General features: G+C 55.4%; 14 protein-coding genes and 1 tRNA gene. 10 read left to right on the top strand and 5 right to left on the bottom strand.

Annotation, left to right across the window (positions count from 1 at the left end):
- Positions 1-38: 38 nt before the first annotated feature.
- Positions 39-1697 carry a cytochrome c oxidase subunit I gene (ctaD, locus tag ACXAEW_RS00075; protein ID WP_474939355.1) on the bottom strand — a complete coding sequence of 553 codons (1659 nt, stop codon included), beginning with the start codon at positions 1695-1697 and terminating at the stop codon, positions 39-41.
- A gap of 245 nt (positions 1698-1942) precedes the next feature.
- On the opposite strand from ctaD, the gene ACXAEW_RS00070 reads away from it, so the two are divergent.
- Positions 1943-2362, top strand: a complete 420-nt coding sequence (locus ACXAEW_RS00070) for an HIT family protein (protein WP_474939354.1) — start codon at positions 1943-1945, stop codon at positions 2360-2362.
- A gap of 39 nt (positions 2363-2401) precedes the next feature.
- On the opposite strand, the gene lipB is transcribed toward ACXAEW_RS00070, so the two are convergent.
- Positions 2402-3085 carry a lipoyl(octanoyl) transferase LipB gene (gene lipB / locus ACXAEW_RS00065; RefSeq protein ID WP_474942971.1) on the bottom strand — a complete coding sequence of 228 codons (684 nt, stop codon included), beginning with the start codon at positions 3083-3085 and terminating at the stop codon, positions 2402-2404.
- Between the two features lie 102 nt (positions 3086-3187).
- On the opposite strand from lipB, the gene ACXAEW_RS00060 reads away from it, so the two are divergent.
- Together ACXAEW_RS00060 and ACXAEW_RS00055 are read left to right on the top strand one after the other, a co-directional pair.
- Positions 3188-4807 (top strand): peptidoglycan-binding domain-containing protein, encoded by a 1620-nt coding sequence (locus ACXAEW_RS00060; protein WP_474939353.1) that lies wholly within the window; start codon positions 3188-3190, stop codon positions 4805-4807.
- A gap of 161 nt (positions 4808-4968) precedes the next feature.
- A tRNA-Leu gene (locus tag ACXAEW_RS00055) sits at positions 4969-5055 on the top strand.
- Positions 5056-5317: 262 nt separating this feature from the next.
- On the opposite strand, the gene ACXAEW_RS00050 is transcribed toward ACXAEW_RS00055, so the two are convergent.
- Together ACXAEW_RS00050 and ACXAEW_RS00045 are read right to left on the bottom strand one after the other, a co-directional pair.
- Positions 5318-6316, bottom strand: a complete 999-nt coding sequence (locus ACXAEW_RS00050; protein ID WP_474939352.1) for a TraB/GumN family protein — start codon at positions 6314-6316, stop codon at positions 5318-5320.
- 29 nt (positions 6317-6345) lie between these two features.
- Complete coding sequence (locus ACXAEW_RS00045) at positions 6346-7329, bottom strand: TraB/GumN family protein (protein WP_474939351.1); 984 nt, start codon at positions 7327-7329, stop codon at positions 6346-6348.
- A gap of 113 nt (positions 7330-7442) precedes the next feature.
- On the opposite strand from ACXAEW_RS00045, the gene ACXAEW_RS00040 reads away from it, so the two are divergent.
- From ACXAEW_RS00040 to ACXAEW_RS00025, 4 genes are all read left to right on the top strand, one after another.
- The gene (locus ACXAEW_RS00040) at positions 7443-8132 is read left to right on the top strand and encodes a DUF2161 domain-containing phosphodiesterase (RefSeq protein ID WP_474939350.1); all 690 of its coding nucleotides are present in this window, start codon (positions 7443-7445) and stop codon (positions 8130-8132) included.
- A 587-nt stretch (positions 8133-8719) separates the two neighbouring features.
- Positions 8720-9007, top strand: a complete 288-nt coding sequence (gene groES / locus ACXAEW_RS00035; RefSeq protein WP_153548150.1) for a co-chaperone GroES — start codon at positions 8720-8722, stop codon at positions 9005-9007.
- Between the two features lie 62 nt (positions 9008-9069).
- Positions 9070-10713, top strand: coding sequence for a chaperonin GroEL (groL, locus tag ACXAEW_RS00030; RefSeq protein WP_474939349.1), 1644 nt, complete (start codon positions 9070-9072; stop codon positions 10711-10713).
- A 339-nt stretch (positions 10714-11052) separates the two neighbouring features.
- Entirely contained in the window at positions 11053-11688 is a 636-nt protein-coding gene (locus ACXAEW_RS00025) for a VPLPA-CTERM sorting domain-containing protein (protein ID WP_474939348.1), read from the top strand.
- Positions 11689-11746: 58 nt separating this feature from the next.
- Here the strand turns inward: ACXAEW_RS00025 and ACXAEW_RS00020 are convergent, their stop codons facing one another.
- Positions 11747-12352: a nucleoside/nucleotide kinase family protein gene (locus tag ACXAEW_RS00020; RefSeq protein WP_474939347.1), complete on the bottom strand. Its 606-nt coding sequence runs from the start codon at positions 12350-12352 to the stop codon at positions 11747-11749.
- Positions 12353-12970: 618 nt separating this feature from the next.
- On the opposite strand from ACXAEW_RS00020, the gene ACXAEW_RS00015 reads away from it, so the two are divergent.
- From ACXAEW_RS00015 to ACXAEW_RS00005, 3 genes are all read left to right on the top strand, one after another.
- On the top strand, positions 12971-13843 hold the full coding sequence (locus ACXAEW_RS00015; protein WP_474939346.1) for a LysR family transcriptional regulator: 873 nt from the start codon (positions 12971-12973) through the stop codon (positions 13841-13843).
- Between the two features lie 115 nt (positions 13844-13958).
- Entirely contained in the window at positions 13959-14837 is an 879-nt protein-coding gene (locus tag ACXAEW_RS00010; RefSeq protein WP_474939345.1) for a DMT family transporter, read from the top strand.
- Between the two features lie 82 nt (positions 14838-14919).
- Positions 14920-16071 carry an alpha-D-ribose 1-methylphosphonate 5-triphosphate diphosphatase gene (locus ACXAEW_RS00005; protein ID WP_474939344.1) on the top strand — a complete coding sequence of 384 codons (1152 nt, stop codon included), beginning with the start codon at positions 14920-14922 and terminating at the stop codon, positions 16069-16071.
- Positions 16072-16083 lie beyond the last annotated feature (12 nt).

Raw genomic sequence — 16083 nt, 5'->3', positions numbered from 1 at the left:
AGGGGCCCTTCGGTATTATCTTCGGGAAGAGCCGCGCCTTAGTGGGCGTGTTGCTTATCCCAGTCTTCCTGCTTTGGCAGGGTTTCAAATGTGTGCTCTGGCGGAGGAGAGGGCAGGGTCCACTCCAACGTGTCGGCATATTCGTTCCAGTAGTTGTTCTGGGTCACTTTGGCACCGCGCAGCAGTGAGTAGATGACCACGCCAAAGAACAGCAGGAACGAGGCAAAGGAAAGGAAGGCACCGTAAGAGGAGACCTTGTTCCACAGCGCAAAGCCGTCCGGATAGTCAATGTAACGGCGCGGCATGCCCTGACGTCCCAGGAAGTGCTGGGGGAAGAAGGTCAGGTTTGCACCGATGAAGAACAGCCAGAAGTGGATCTGTGCGCCAAGCTCGTTGTAGTGACGGCCAGTGACTTTGCCGAAGTAGAAGTAGATCCCGGCAAAAATCGCGAATACAGCACCAAGCGACATTACATAGTGGAAGTGAGCCACCACATAGTAGGTATCATGATACGCACGGTCTACAGAAGCCTGAGACAGCACGACGCCGGTGACACCTCCAACAGTGAACAGGAACAGGAAGCCAAAGGCGAACATCATCGGCGCTTTGAATTCAATCGAACCCTGCCACATGGTTGCAATCCACGAGAACACTTTCACCCCGGTTGGGACCGCGATGACCATCGTCGCCAGCATGAAATAGGCCTGCTGGTTCAGGGTCATGCCCACGGTGTACATATGGTGTGCCCAGACGACAAAGCCCAGAACACCAATAGCGATAATCGCCCAAACCATCGGCAGGTAGCCAAAGACGGGTTTGCGGGCAAACGTCGCGATGACGTGCGAGATGATGCCAAAGCCGGGCAGGATCACGATATACACTTCCGGGTGCCCAAAGAACCACAGGATGTGTTGATACAGGATCGGGTCGCCGCCGCCTGCGGGATCAAAGAAGGTGAAGCCGAAGTTACGGTCCATCAGCAGCATGGTGATCGCGCCCGCCAGAACCGGCAACGACAGCAGGATCAGCCAGGATGTGACAAAGATCGACCAGCTGAACAGCGGCACTTTGAACAGGGTCATGCCCGGTGCGCGCATGTTCAGGAAGGTTGTGATCATATTGATCGCACCCAGAATTGATGATGCACCCGAAACGTGTACCGCAAAGATCGCAAGATCCATGGAGTACCCGCCTTCGTTCACGGACAGCGGCGGGTAGAGAACCCAGCCAACGCCTGAACCCAGCTGATCGTTCCCGCCAGGGCTGAAAACGGAGCAAACCGCCAGCAGTGTCCCTGCGACATACATCCAGAACGACAGGTTGTTCATCCGCGGGAACGCCATATCCGGCGCGCCGATCTGCAGCGGCATGAAGTAGTTGCCGAACCCGCCGAACAGCGCCGGAATCACCACGAAGAACATCATCAAGATGCCATGGCCCGTGATCATCACATTCCAGAGGTGCCCATTGGGCGTACACGGATCAGAGGCGAACCCCTCCATACACATGTATTGAACGCCCGGATCCATCAGTTCCAGACGCATATAAACGGTGAAGATGACCGAGATCAGACCAGCAATAGCCGAAACGATCAGGTACAGAATCCCGATATCTTTGTGATTTGTGCTCATAAACCAGCGGGTAAAGAAACCGCGCTCGTCTTCGTGGCCGTGACCATGAATGGCTGCATCTGCCATTAAGGTACCTCCTGTTACATACCTACAGGCCGCGCGACGTCCTCCCGGCGACCTGAACCCTCACCTTAGTTTCTAGAGCGCTGTGCTTAACGCTTCAATGGTCGAGTTTGATCTAGATCAAGAATAATTGTCGCGGCAGGAGCTGGCTTTGCGCATGATTTACGCGGTGTGAGATGGAGCTTGACCTGACGCGGACAGAGGTTGAAAAACCAGTGAACCGCTGACATTCACAGGAGGGCTGCGCCATGGCGAGCTATGATCCCGACAATATTTTTGCCAAGATTCTGATTGGCGAAATCCCGTCTGAAAAGCTGTATGAAGACGATGAGACGCTTGCGTTTATGGACATCATGCCCCGGTCCGATGGGCATCTTCTGGTTATCCCAAAAACGCCGTGTCGCAATACACTGGATGCCACTGCTGAACAACTTTGCGCTGTGATTAAAACTGTTCAAAAACTGGCACTTGCAGCGCAAAAGGCCTTTGCCGCCGATGGGGTGACCATTCAACAATTCAACGAAGCGGCGGGCGGCCAGGAAGTGTTCCACCTGCATTTTCATGTGTTGCCCCGCAAGGAGAATGTGCCTCTGCGACCGGCAGGCCAGATGGGGGACATAGATGCCATCAAGGCGCACGCTGAAAAGATCCGAGCAGCGCTTTCTTGAACGCAATCCGGGGTAGGGGGCAGGCCTTGCCCCGGATCGTCAATCCGAGGTTTGAAAGATCTCTTCAAAGCTCTGCCGCAGGGCCACATCCACGTCTTCCATGCCGACGGGCAGGCCCAAATCCACCAGGCTGGTTACACCAAAGTCTGATATGCCGCAGGGGACGATTCCGGTGAAATGATCAAGATCCGGTTCCACGTTGATGGAAATGCCGTGAAAACTGATCCATTTCCGCAGGCGGATTCCAATCGCTGCAATCTTGTCTTCTGCCATTTTTCCGGTGGCCGTGCGAGGGCGGTCAGGGCGCTCGACCCATACGCCAACACGCCCTTCACGAATCTCTCCTTTGACGTTGAAGCTCGCCAAAGCGCCGATCACCCAGGTCTCAAGATCCTGCACAAACCTGCGGACATCCTTGCCACGTTTGCCCACGTCAAGCATCACATAGACGACTCGTTGTCCGGGCCCATGGTAGGTATATTGTCCCCCGCGCTTGCTTTCAAAGACGGGAAATCTGTTCGGATCGGTCAGATCCTGCCGTTTGGCGGATGTCCCGGCTGTATAAAGTGGGGGGTGTTCCAACAGCCAAATACACTCATCAGCTTCGCCGGCGGAAATTCGGGCAACCCGTTCTTCCATAAAGGCAATTGCATCTTCGTAAGGCACCAAACCGTCAGAGGTGATCCATTCCACCATGATGCTGTTCTCCTTGACTTCAAGAATGCACCATAAATCCTACGCAAAGTCAGGAAGACATGACTCGCCAGAGTGCGGGGGACTGGGGTATCCTGATTCTATTCTTAGTATTTAATAAAGGTGAGTGCGATGTCTTCCAAGGCGCTACGGGCCGCAGTGGCTACTTCATTCCTTTTGACGACGGTTTCGGGGCCTGCCATTGCAAGCGATCTTGGAGCAGCATTGGTCGGGGGGATTATCGGTGGGGTGATCACCAATGAGGTGAACAAAAATCGTCGCGCTGCTCCGCGCACCTCCACCCGCAGTTCAACCGCCTATAGCGCAACACGCGCTGCGAACCGTGAAACCCAAACGGCGCTGAACTACTTTAACTTCCCGGCCGGTACACCCGATGGCGTCATGGGTAGTCGCTCTCGGGCGGCTGTTTCCCAATATCAGGTGTTTATGGGCTTTCCTGCAACCGGAAAGCTCACGCCCTATGAACGGGATTTTTTGGTCAGCTCTTTCAGTCGCGCACAGATCGGCGGCCCGCAGGTGGTAAAAGCCTATCAGGCCCCAAATGGAATTCGCAGCTTGCTGCATACGTGGCGCGATGAGAGTTTTGGCAAGACAGCAAGCAGCGGCTATGCCGGGCTTCCGATCGAAGTCAGTGAAGCAGTAGATGAGATCGCGGAAAGTGCGGAACCCACAGCCGAGCAGCTGCTTCAGCGTTCCGGTTTTATCCAGCTCGCGGATATGAACGGGGACGGTAAGAACGACTATATGATTGATACGTCCGTGTCTGGCTCTTCTTTCTGGTGCGGTGCGAGCCATTGTACGGTTATGGTTTTTGCCTCCACCCCGGATGGTTATCAGCGGAATGACTTTTTGGGCCGTGGCGTGACACCTGCCAGCTTCGCGTGTCACCGTGGTACGTGTAAGATGCACGACGGCAACCAACCAACGGTGACTGCTGCGCCCGCGCCTGCACCGGCGCCAACTGCACCAGGTACAGTTCTGGCATCAAATGCAGCTCCTGCCGCTGGCTTGGGAGGTATCACTCTCTTTGAAGCACCGCAGGCTTCTGCCCCGCAGGCATCGCTTACCAGCCATTGTAGCAAAGTCAGCCTTCTGACCAGTTCCAGTGGCGGCTATATGACTGTGTCCAATATGACCGATCCCGAACTGGCGTTGGGTGAGCAATTCTGCCTGGCACGCTCCTATGCGATCAACAACGGTGAAAGCCTGATGGCGTCGCTGAATGGGGTCAGCCAGGCGCAGGTCGATGCCCAATGCGATCAGTTCGGCCCGGCAGTGCAGCCCTATCTTGCACAGCTACAAGGTCAGGATGCCAATTCGGTAATGAGCAACGTTCAAAAGTTCATTCTGCAAAGCAACATGTCGCTGGACCAGCTCAACAACACTGCTGCCATCTGCCTCTTGTCCGGTTACCGTCGGGACAACATGGAGGTGGCGCTGGGTGCGGGTTTGATAATGACAGGCTTGGGCAAACGCCCCTACGCGGAACTGGTCGGTCACCATATCGCTCTTGGTTTTGGCGCGCCGACATCTGTTGAACGGGCGCAGGAATGGTACAATGTTGCTGTGTCCGCACTTGAGGGTGGAGCAGAGGCCGTATTTGCTCCAGGTCAGCCGGAGCGCGTTGCTCTGGTTAAGCTCGCAGCCCAACAACTGGGTGGAAAGCCTCAGTTGGCTCAGCCGATCCCTGCTTCGGGCACTGCGTTGCCTTCGTTCAGCTTTGGCGATTGATCCAGCCAATTTTGGCTATTTGGGAATGCAGCTTCGCCCCTTGGGCGGAGCTGTTCTTGTTTGGATCCTACCGAACTGTAAAATCTGAACGAATTGACGTTTTGCCTCTTTTCAACTGAGGTCGGCTGGTCTATACGCCCCTTCACCAAGTCAATGACAGTGCGGTCGTGGCGGAATTGGTAGACGCGCAGCGTTGAGGTCGCTGTGGGGTAACTCCCGTGGAAGTTCGAGTCTTCTCGACCGCACCATTTCACATAGTAACGTGAACTTATCCCAAAACATGTGTTGCAACATGCCTGTACATGCTGGTGGTGCTTCTTGCAAGAAACAGGGGCAGCCATAAGTCTTTCCCAACATTGCTTCGTACGTTTTTGTCTACCCATTCCACTATCTACAAGGTTTGGGTGATGCTGGCCCCAGGGCGATGTTCTACTGGCAGGATAAGTTGTTTGGCGCGTGTTTACAGGAACTCCCAGTCTGTCCACGCGCAATCTAGCCATGATCGGCGCCTCAGAACGAAGCGCGGTTTATTGTGTAGCCCTGATCTGACAAGAGCTTCAGTAAGCCGAACTCGCCTGACAGGTGCAGCGCTCCCACGGCGATCACTATTTGCTTTGCTTCCTGTGACTGGATGACTGGGAGCCAGGCGATATTACGTTCTTTGAGAAGGCGACTCATGAAGCTGGCCCAGATACGTTCTGCTTCTGCCTTTGGTGCGGTTGTTCCTTGCATGAATTCTGATCGGGTTATCTCAAGATACTCTGCCACCTGTTCATCAAAATAGGCGGCCAACATGGTTGCGATGCCGTTTTCACCGTCTTCGCCGCCACCGATTAGAGCAATGTAAGGACGCATCTGGCGCAGCTGTTCATCCAGCGGATCGCGATCCAGCATACGGATGACATCTATTGGGTTTTCCAGTGACGCCGTGGGCACTTGGGCGGCCTTCGCAACAGCCGCCAAGCGCTTGTCTAGTCCGAATTCGATGTTTGGATCTGTGCGCAGGCAAGGCGGAAGCGACAGGGCAGTGGCAAGAAACCAAGGGCGCATCTTTGCGGCCATCCAGGACGGGATACCTGCGGCCTTGGCCTTCTGCGACAGGACCTGCCAGTCGCCTTCGGGCAATCGATCAATAAGCGTCGGGCCTTCAGTGATGAAGGTCAGGCTTGGATCCTTGGCCAATTGCACCTGCATGGCGGAGATTTCTTCTGGCGTGCTTTCGAGAAGTAGCACATCGGCCGCTTCGACAATTGGCCCCAGCGCCTGTGTAATGGGCTCCAGTTTTTCAGACGAGATATGAACCGTCCCGATCAGATGGACTGAGCGGGAGCCTTTTTGGGCGATCCAATGATTGCCTTCGGCAAAGGGCACTTCTGCCACCTGTGCAGCAATTTGGAGCCGCTCCTCCGGGGTGAGATCGGCACGCAGATCCTGGCCATTACAGGCAGCAAGGGCCAGGCTCGGAGCCAGAAGAACCGACGCAAGGGCGCAGGCGATACGTTTGAACATGTTAACCTCACTATGGCAGCAGGGGCCGGTCAGAAAGCGGCGCGCTCTAGGCTATATCCCTGTTGCTTTAACAGGTTCAAAACACCGTTCTTTCCTGGAAGGTGAGCGCTGCCCACAGCCACCACAACGGTGCTACCTTGCACATTCAGCAAAGGTTTTAGCCATTTGCGATTGCGCCAGTCCAGTAGGCTGTCGTTGAAGACCTTGTTCAACCGCTCCAGTTCACGCGGGCTGCGGTCGACGTATTGTTGGGTTATCCAAGGTAAAAGCAGAAAGGCCTGCCATACGCTTTCATCAAAATATGCCTCAGAGGCCGTGGCATCATCCGGTCGATTTGACATCAGCAGTGCAATGTCATTTTCCAAAATTTTGGCCTGATCACCTACGGGAATACGGGCCATGGCCTTGAGGCTGGTCTCCACGCTCTCCAGGGCGCCGATCGGGATGCCTTTGCGGATGGCAAACTTTTCAATTCGGTCATCCAGTCCTCGGCGCACGCCAATTCCGGTGGGACGGCAGCCGTTTTGAACCAGGAACGTGCTGATTGCCCAGGGTTGAAGACGTTCGACCGCTTTGAGGTTAAGCCCGGTCACATCTGCGTATGTGCGGAACTGTTCCCAGCCTGCTTTGGACATAACCTGTTGTAGCGTGCGGTCGTTCGGCAGAAGGAAAGCGTTGCGATTCTTTATGAAATCATCCCGGAAGGATGCGACTTCTCGTCCGGTCACTTCAAAATATACCGCATCGGCATTTGCAATCACGGGGCGCAGGTTGCGCATAACTTCGGCCATCCGCCGGTCGCCACTGTGCATTGTTCCGATAATGTGAAGCGTTTTGTCCCCTTTGCGGGCAACCCAATGGTTGCCAGTTGCAAATGGAGTTCTGCTCATCTGTTGCTCAAGGCGGGCGGCAACCGAAGCAGGGAGATGCTCGCGGTAATCCACTCCTTTGCACGCCGCCAAAGCGGCTGTGCCCTGTAACGCAAAGGCTAAGCCCAAAAGGAATCGCTTCATAGATAATCTCACCGCTCATAAAGTCCTTTGAGCTAACGGCCATTGTTACAGATTTGCAAGAGGCGCAGGCAGGATGGCTTGTCACGATCCCTTCAACCTGCCAATCATCAGCCATGAACCGTGAAGACCAGCTTTATGCGCCCGTAAAATCACTGCTTGAACGTCAGGGCTATATTGTGAAGGGCGAAGTCGGTGCGGCTGATGTGGTTGCCCGCCGAGGCGAAGAGCCTCCTGTAGTGGTTGAGCTGAAACTCCGGTTCTCTCTGGCGCTTTTTCATCAGGCCGTGGCGCGGTTGGCTGTGACGGACCATGTTTATATCGCCGTTCCACGTCCGACTGGTCGACAAGCGCGGCGACAGCTGCGCGATAATTTGTCGTTGTGCCGACGTCTTGGCCTCGGCTTGATCACGGTGTTGGACGACGGGCGAGCGGAAGTGCAATGTGACCCCGGTCCATATGCGCCACGTAAGTCGAAGGCGAAACAGGCGCGTTTGCTGCGAGAATTTGACCGGTTGCGCGGTGATCCAAATGCGGGCGGGGCAACGCGGCATGGGATCGTGACAGCCTATCGCCAAGACGCTTTGGCCTGTGCGACTTTTCTGGCCGAACACGGAGCAAGCAAGGGCTCGGTTGTGGCCAAAGGCGCAGAGGTTCCCAAAGCGACGCAGATTATGGCCAAAAATCACTATGGCTGGTTTGAGCGGGTGTCCCCCGGTATCTACCGACTTTCTGAGGGTGGTCAGAAAGGGCTCGCGGACTGGGCTCATAGTTGTGATGAAGCTGTTGATACCGTAGCGAAATGACAAAGAAAGAGAGAGGGCAAAAGCCCTCTCTTTTGTCGGTATAAAAATTGCTTGATGAAATTCTACTTAATCACAGAGCTATGCTAAATTCCTTAGCTCCTATCCCTATTATTAACGGTTAACCTTTTGGGTCAATACGTTCATGTCGAAACATTTTTGATGATTTTGCGGTTATTGTTTCGGCCTGATTAAAGGTGTGCCTGTTTGACCGGTCAAAACATCAGATATCACGGCGGCGTGGTGACGTAACGTTGCGCGCAGCGCTCATTGGAACGTGTTTTTTGCCTCCGGGCATAAGTGCAGGCAAGGGCGATTCGCCTCGCTCCGGGTCAGAAAATAGTCATGCCCTTTGACTGATCTTCTCCTTTTGGGAGTTCTAGGGCGAGTTCCTGCCGAGCAGGCCTAGAGACATCAAAAAAAGTCACAGAGTTTTCTTTGAGACCCCGTTGACAGAGCGCATCACCCGCCATAGCTTTCGCTCGTTATCACTCAGCTGAGGTGAGTGATAGTGATCCGTGCCTGTTGCTTCTAAGAAGGACAGTGCGGGTGTTCCGAGAAACAAACTTTGAGCTTAAGGAGCTGCAAAGATGGCATTGAAACCGCTTCATGACCGCGTGCTGGTGCGTCGCACCGAAAGCGAAGAAAAAACCGCCGGTGGTCTGATCATCCCCGATAGTGCAAAAGAGAAACCGTCCGAAGGCGAAGTCGTCGCAACCGGCGAAGGCGCACGTAAGGACAGCGGTGAGCTGATCGCAATGGCTGTTAAAGCTGGCGACAAGATCCTGTTCGGCAAATGGTCCGGCACTGAGGTCACCGTCGACGGCGAAGAGCTGCTGATGATGAAAGAAAGCGACATCATGGGCATCATTGAGTAAGCCACGCGCTTCTCTGATCCCCCATCTCGCAATTTTAACTTTATTCTCGAAGGAGAAAGAACATGGCTGCAAAAGACGTCAAGTTCGACACCGATGCCCGCAACCGTATGCTGGCTGGCGTAAATGTACTGGCAGACGCCGTCAAAGTGACCCTGGGCCCCAAAGGCCGTAACGTCATTCTGGACAAATCCTTTGGCGCGCCGCGCATCACCAAAGACGGTGTTTCGGTTGCCAAAGAGATCGAACTGGAAGACAAGTTCGAGAACATGGGCGCCCAGATGGTGAAGGAAGTTGCTTCCCGCACCAACGACGAAGCAGGCGACGGCACCACCACCGCAACCGTTCTGGCACAAGCCATCGTCAAAGAAGGCCTGAAGCAGGTTGCTGCCGGTCTGAACCCGATGGACCTGAAGCGCGGCATCGACCTGGCGACTGCCAAGGTTGTCGAAGGCATCAAAGAAATGGCGCGCGAAGTTGCAGACTCTGCCGAAGTTGCACAGGTTGGCACCATCTCCGCCAACGGCGAAGCTGAAATCGGTCGTCAGATCGCAGACGCGATGCAAAAGGTTGGAAACGAAGGTGTTATCACCGTCGAAGAAAACAAGGGTCTGGAAACCGAAACCACCGTCGTCGAAGGTATGCAGTTCGACCGTGGCTACCTGTCGCCTTACTTTGTCACCAACCCGGACAAGATGACTGCAGAGCTCGAAGACTGCATGATCCTGCTGCACGAGAAGAAACTGTCTTCGCTGCAGTCTCTGGTTCCGCTGCTGGAGTCGGTGATCCAGTCGCAAAAGCCGCTGCTGATCATTGCTGAAGATGTTGAAGGCGAAGCGCTGGCGACTCTGGTTGTCAACAAACTGCGCGGTGGCCTGAAAATCGCAGCTGTTAAAGCACCTGGTTTCGGCGATCGCCGCAAAGCCATGCTGCAAGACATCGCGATCCTGACCGGCGGTCAAGTGATCTCTGAAGATCTGGGCATGAAGCTCGAGAATGTCACCATGGACATGCTGGGCAACGCCAAGAAAGTTCAGATCACCAAAGACGAAACCACTGTTGTGGACGGCGCTGGTGAGAAAGCAGAGATCGAAGCTCGTGTATCTCAGATCCGCGCTCAGATCGAAGAAACCACCTCTGACTACGACCGTGAAAAGCTGCAAGAGCGCGTTGCCAAACTGGCCGGCGGTGTTGCTGTGATCCGCGTTGGCGGTATGACCGAAGTGGAAGTAAAAGAGCGTAAAGACCGTGTTGATGATGCTCTGAACGCAACCCGCGCAGCTGTGCAGGAAGGCGTCATCGTTGGTGGTGGTGTTGCTCTGGTTCAAGCTGGTAAAGCTCTGGCAGGTCTGGAAGGCGCAAACGCCGATCAGAACGCTGGTATCAAGATCGTCGCAAAAGCAATCGAAGCGCCGCTGCGCCAGATCGCTGAAAACGCCGGTGTTGACGGTGCGGTTGTTGCTGGCAAAGTCCGTGAGAGCGAAGAAACTTCGTTCGGCTTCAACGCACAGACCGAAGAATATGGCGACATGTTCTCCTTTGGTGTGATCGACCCTGCAAAAGTAACCCGTACCGCTCTGGAAGACGCGGCATCGGTTGCAGGTCTGCTGATCACCACCGAAGCAATGGTTGCAGACAGACCTGCCAAAGAAGGCGCTGCGCCTGCAGGCGGTATGCCCGACATGGGCGGCATGGGCGGCATGATGTAAGTCACGCCATCCATCTGGATGTTTAGAAGGGTCGCCAGTTTGGCGGCCCTTTTCTTTTTCAGCGCCGTTGTAAAGATTCTCTAAAATTCAGAGATTGTTTCCGGCTGGTTTTCAAAGATAATTTTGCGATGTTTTGTTTCCAATTTTGAGTTGAGGGCTAAAATAAAGTTTAAAAAAATATCAAATTAAAACAGCATTTTATCGCGATTAACATTCAAGAGGATAGGGCGAAGTAAACTAAAGATTGAACTGCGTTCACGGTTTTTTTATCTTTTGATAGAACTGCAGAAAATTTTCAATAAATCTAAACTTTGTTTAGATCGCTTGTGGAGCGTAGTAATGATGAAGTCCATTTGGGGGGCCATTGCAGCCCTAACCATCTTTTCCAGCGCAGCCTCAGCTGCAACTTACTCAGCCAACAATATGGGGCTGATTGTCGACCGATCGTCCCGGACCTATTTTTTTGATGTGACGGACATCGGGCCGATCGACGACATTAGCATTCAGACCGGGTTTTCGACCTGCGGGCGTCAGTTCGTGTCTACAACGGGGCGCTGTTCCAGTAGTCGTCACTATGCTTTTAACAGCGAGCTGGGAATTAGCCTGCGCAGCGCAGCCGGGACTGTTGTGAACCTGATCACACCCGGCACCTATTCTGGTGGCCGTGTCGGCTCGTTTCTGGTCGATTTTTCCGACAGCGCAGCAAGACAAGTGGGCGGCACGCCGACAAGCGGTGCGTTTCGTGCGGTTGATAGCCTTTCCAGCTTGTTCGGTGAGGAAGCACTGGGTCGCTGGTCGTTGACCGTACTTGACACAACAGGAGCGGACCCAAAGCGTTTGGACAGCTTCTCCTTGAATGTAAGCACCGCCGATTCGAGCACACCGCCTGCTCCGGTTCCTCTTCCGGCGGCGTTGCCGATGTTGCTGGCAGGACTGGGTGGCTTGGCAGCCCTGCGTCGGCGTCGTCGCGCCTGACCGGGCGACCCTTCGTAGAAAAGGACAGCCCTTCCCATCCGGGGAGGGCGTTTTGCGTTTAAAGTGCGCTCATTGTGATATCGGGCGCGGCGCTATGGTGGATGACGACCTGCGCATTTGGGATGTCATTTTGCGCTGCGCGGGTTTGGGCCTGTTCGGGGGGGAGGCCGTGGTCGATCCAGCGCTGGACCAGACGCTGCTCTAACACAGCAAGCGGCACGTCAAGCATCACAGTCAGATCCCAGTCTGCGGCTAAGGTGTTCCATGGCGCGTGTTGCAAAAGCAGATAGTTTCCCTCGACCAGCAATGTTTGCACGTCGCCAACGATCTGTGCGCCTTCGGGGACAACGCAATCGCGAGCACGGTCGAAATAGGGAACGGTAATAGGCTCCGGCGTGCGCAAGGATCTGACGAACGCCACAAAACCTTCTGCATCAAAGGTCTGCGGCGCGCCTTTGCGGTTTAATAGACCGTGGTGCGCGAGAAAGGCATTGTCGCGATGAAATCCATCCATCGGCACAACCATTGCCATGCTCAGTTGATTGGCCAGGCGGTGAGCAAGGGTGGATTTGCCGCTGGCGGGCGCGCCGGCAATAGCAATGATACGGCGGCCGTGGCGCAAGGGCACGGCACAGATCCGTTGTGCAAGAGTATCAATTTCCATCCAGACACCGTTGGAGCATTTCCATAATCCGTGACAGTGTTTTTCGGGAAGTTCAACGAGATGATGCCGGGGCTGGAAGCGAATTCCTTTGCGTTTGCCGCGGGTTTTGGGAATAGGTTGCATATGTCACGCAAAGATCCCAGATGCCGGTTTGTTGTCCCCTTGTGCGAGGAACAGCGGGCTTTGCTGCGGAGGCTAGCCCAGGCGCACGGTCGCTCGCGTTCTTTGGCCGACCGATTGCGCTGGATTGTTACGACAGAATTATCTTTGGGGCTGTCTGATGTTGGGAAACCTGTTCCTGACGGGGCCGGACTGCCGCTGCAATTGCCGCGTGATCAAAGAGCCCATCTGCACCGTCTAGCGCAGGAGTGGGGCCGACCGTTGCCTTATGTTGTTCATCAGGCATTGGAGAGCTTTAGGGCTCGGGCTCAAAATGGCGATGACCCTGTTTACCCATAAAACATACGTGGTTCTGCCAATGTTGCCGCAATAGCACATGCTTTTGGGCCTCGACAGTCAAGAGGCAAGACCCCTGTCCATAAAATGTGCATGATAATTCTGCATTCCCCCGGCGTTGCTCTTGGCAGCGAAAGTAGTGAAGCGGTAGACTTTTTAAGTATGAAAAGGCCGGAGCCAGATATTTGGCGCGACCTGGCCGTCTTGCTGGCAGTGGGAGAGACAAATTCTTCTTTTGCTGCGGCACGGGCGTTGGGTGTCAGTCGTGAAACGGTGAGCAACCGTATTGACCAGCTTGAAACGCGGGTCGGATCTGTTCTTGTGCGGCGTGGCGATGTTCAATGGGAACTCACCGAGGCCGGAAACGAACTGGCGCTTCGTGCGCGCAGCATCTCTGACTTGGTTGAACACGGCAGTCGCACGACCGCGCGCCCGTCTGAGACCGCCCTTGTCATGAGTTGCCCCGAGTTGTTTTTCGAACATCTGCTTTTACCGGTTTGGCACCGGTTGCAGCGTCATCTTCCGGCGCGGCCTATCCGATTGGTGACATCTTCCAGTGTGACCGAACCGCCGGTTGAGGAACATGATTTGACGCTGTGTTTGGCCCGGTCGCTAAAACCTGGCCTGAACGGTCAAAAAATCGGCGAAGTGACGTTTAGACTGTTTGCGCATCGTGGTTTGCTCGCAACTGTTACCGATACACCGCCTTGCCACTTTTCAGTAGAGAACCCATTGCTTGGCGTCCCGGAACTGACCTGGCCCGAGCTTGGCCCGACCCGCCGGATCACCTGTCCCAACCTTGCCGTTGTGGCCGCCGCTGTGAAATCCGGTCAGGGCGTTGGTTTGTTGCCCAATTTTATCGCGCAGAATGATCGCGCGTTGGTGCCGCTTGAAGGCGTGTCCTTGCCGCCATTTGACCTTTGGGTGTTCTGCAAGGATGAGGTCGCGAACAAGGAACACGTGGCCGCTTTGTGTCGTCTTTTGGCGCGCGAACTTGCTCCGATCCTACAGGAACGCACGGTGGCCAGCCACTAGTCGCTCGGTAAGAATAGACGCGATCCGCGGATCTCACACGTATTTGTGAGATCGTTGACCACCCTGTGCTGAAAAAAATAATAGTGTGGCTACTGTGGCCCGGCTATGCAGTGACATGCGTTTGATTGTCCTGCTTGCTCTTACACTTGCCGCCTTTGCGGCCAACTCCGTTCTGGGTCGGGCGGCGATCGGGACAGGGTTGATGGATGCAACCGGTTTTGGCTTTCTGAGATTGGCGTCGGGAGCTGTAACATTGGTGCTTTTATGCCACTTGCGCGGCTTGCCGCTGCGCCAGCCGTGGCAACACAGCCTCTGGGGCGCAGCGTCTCTCACTCTTTATATGATCGGTTTTGCGCTGGCCTATAAGGATCTGGATGCCGGGCTTGGCGCGCTGGTTCTGTTTGCCGTGGTGCAGATCACCATGTTCGTATGGAGTGGGGTGACCCATCAACGTCCGGGGGCGCTGCAGTTGGCGGGGGCTGGGCTTGCACTTTTGGGCCTGGCCTATGTGGTCTGGCCACGTGACAGCGGTTCCGTGGATCTTCTGGCTGCGGGCCTGATGGGGCTCAGCGGTCTGGGATGGGGTATTTATTCGCTTTTGGGGCGCGGAGTGAAACTGCCTGTTGTCTCCACGGCGCTCAATTTTGTCTGGGCCAGTGTAATGATCTTGCCAGCTATGCTTCTGGTTGGCGGAGGGCAGTTATTGACTATGCAAGGCGTGGCGCTGGCCGTGGTGTCCGGCGCGGTCACCTCTGGTCTGGGATATGCGCTTTGGTATTCTATCCTTCCCTTGCTGTCGGCTCCTGTTGCAGCAACCGTACAATTGTTGGTCCCGGTCATCGCCATCTTTGGCGGGGCGGTTTTCCTGGCAGAACCCATCGGGGTGGCATTGATCGCAGGATCAGCTTTGATTCTTGGTGGAATTGCGCTGGTGGCACTTTTCCCGAGAGCCGCGCCCGTCAACAGCACCCCGGATGAGGTTTCTGCGCGCTGACCTGCGGTTGGGCGTTTGACTTTTACACAGGACCGATGCAAGTGCTGCGCCACATCCCTAATGGACGGCGAAAAGGCAGACTATGGCAGCATTGGAGGTAACTTTCTCTGGCGCAGATGTGCTGCGTCCTGACGGTTTGTACCGGGCGGATACGGTGACTTTGGGCGATGGAGTCGTGCAGTCCCGGGAAGCGGCGCGCCAGGTGGACCTGTCTGGGTTTCTGGTCCTTCCGGGCATCATAGACGTTCATGGTGACGGGTTTGAACGCCATCTGGCGCCCCGTCGCGGAGCCATGAACGAGATGGACCAGGGCGTTGTAGCTGCCGAAGCTGAACTGGCCGCTAATGGCATCTCTACGGCGGTTCTCGCCCAGTTTTACAGCTGGGAAGGCGGCTTGCGCGCACCAGACTATTGTGAACGGGTCTTTTCGGCCATGACCGTGGTTCGAAGTCAGGTGGTAACCGATCTGCTGCCGCAGCTTCGGTTCGAAACCCATATGCTGGATGACTACGCCGCGCTGCCAGAACTGATTACACGCCACGATCTGCCTTATGTTGTGTTCAATGACCATCTTCCCCATGCCAAGCTGGCAGCAGGAAAAAAACCGCCCCGATTGGTGGGGCAGGCGTTGAAGGCGGCTCGAAATCCGGATGTGCACCTGGCGATGATGCAAGAAATGCATGCCCGCCGCGATGAAGTGCCGGCCGCGCTGGATGCGCTTTGCGCAACTCTTGGTGCCCGTGGTGTGCGCATGGGATCCCATGACGATCAAACGGCGGCTGGTCGGGGGCAATGGCGTGGTCGAGGGGTGCGGATCAGCGAGTTTCCCGAAACGCAAGAGGCCGCAGAAGCTGCGCGTGCAGGCGGTGATCATATTATCTTAGGCGCACCAAATGTGGTGCGCGGGGGCTCGCATAATGGCAATGTCTCGGCTCTGGATCTGATTGCCATGGGGCTTTGTGATGCGCTGGCATCAGACTATCACTATCCCAGCCCGCGACGGGCTGCGCTGTTGCTGGAGCGTTCGGGGGTGCTGGATCTGCCTGGGGCGTGGGCCCTGGTCTCATCGGGGCCGGCAGGGGTTCTGGGGCTTCGTGACCGCGGCGCTCTTGATCCGGGCCTGCGTGGGGATCTGGTGATATTGGAGGCCGACAGCAAACGGGTTGCTGCAACTTTCTCCGGTGGCTGCGTCAGCTATATGAACGGCGAAGTTGCGCGGCGTATTCTGGGGTAGGGGGCTTTAGCC

This window comes from Epibacterium sp. ABZ3_068, from assembly GCF_056159265.1.
This window is presented reverse-complemented; position numbering and strand designations above follow the sequence as displayed.

Coding starts and splice junctions, on each gene's coding strand:
- ctaD (WP_474939355.1), bottom strand. CDS start 1,697: ATGGCAGATGCAGCCATTCATGGTCACGGCCACGAAGACGAGCGCGGT.
- ACXAEW_RS00070 (WP_474939354.1), top strand. CDS start 1,943: ATGGCGAGCTATGATCCCGACAATATTTTTGCCAAGATTCTGATTGGC.
- ACXAEW_RS00060 (WP_474939353.1), top strand. CDS start 3,188: ATGTCTTCCAAGGCGCTACGGGCCGCAGTGGCTACTTCATTCCTTTTG.
- ACXAEW_RS00050 (WP_474939352.1), bottom strand. CDS start 6,316: ATGTTCAAACGTATCGCCTGCGCCCTTGCGTCGGTTCTTCTGGCTCCG.
- ACXAEW_RS00045 (WP_474939351.1), bottom strand. CDS start 7,329: ATGAAGCGATTCCTTTTGGGCTTAGCCTTTGCGTTACAGGGCACAGCC.
- ACXAEW_RS00040 (WP_474939350.1), top strand. CDS start 7,443: ATGAACCGTGAAGACCAGCTTTATGCGCCCGTAAAATCACTGCTTGAA.
- groES (WP_153548150.1), top strand. CDS start 8,720: ATGGCATTGAAACCGCTTCATGACCGCGTGCTGGTGCGTCGCACCGAA.
- groL (WP_474939349.1), top strand. CDS start 9,070: ATGGCTGCAAAAGACGTCAAGTTCGACACCGATGCCCGCAACCGTATG.
- ACXAEW_RS00025 (WP_474939348.1), top strand. CDS start 11,053: ATGATGAAGTCCATTTGGGGGGCCATTGCAGCCCTAACCATCTTTTCC.
- ACXAEW_RS00020 (WP_474939347.1), bottom strand. CDS start 12,352: ATGGAAATTGATACTCTTGCACAACGGATCTGTGCCGTGCCCTTGCGC.
- ACXAEW_RS00015 (WP_474939346.1), top strand. CDS start 12,971: ATGAAAAGGCCGGAGCCAGATATTTGGCGCGACCTGGCCGTCTTGCTG.
- ACXAEW_RS00010 (WP_474939345.1), top strand. CDS start 13,959: ATGCGTTTGATTGTCCTGCTTGCTCTTACACTTGCCGCCTTTGCGGCC.
- ACXAEW_RS00005 (WP_474939344.1), top strand. CDS start 14,920: ATGGCAGCATTGGAGGTAACTTTCTCTGGCGCAGATGTGCTGCGTCCT.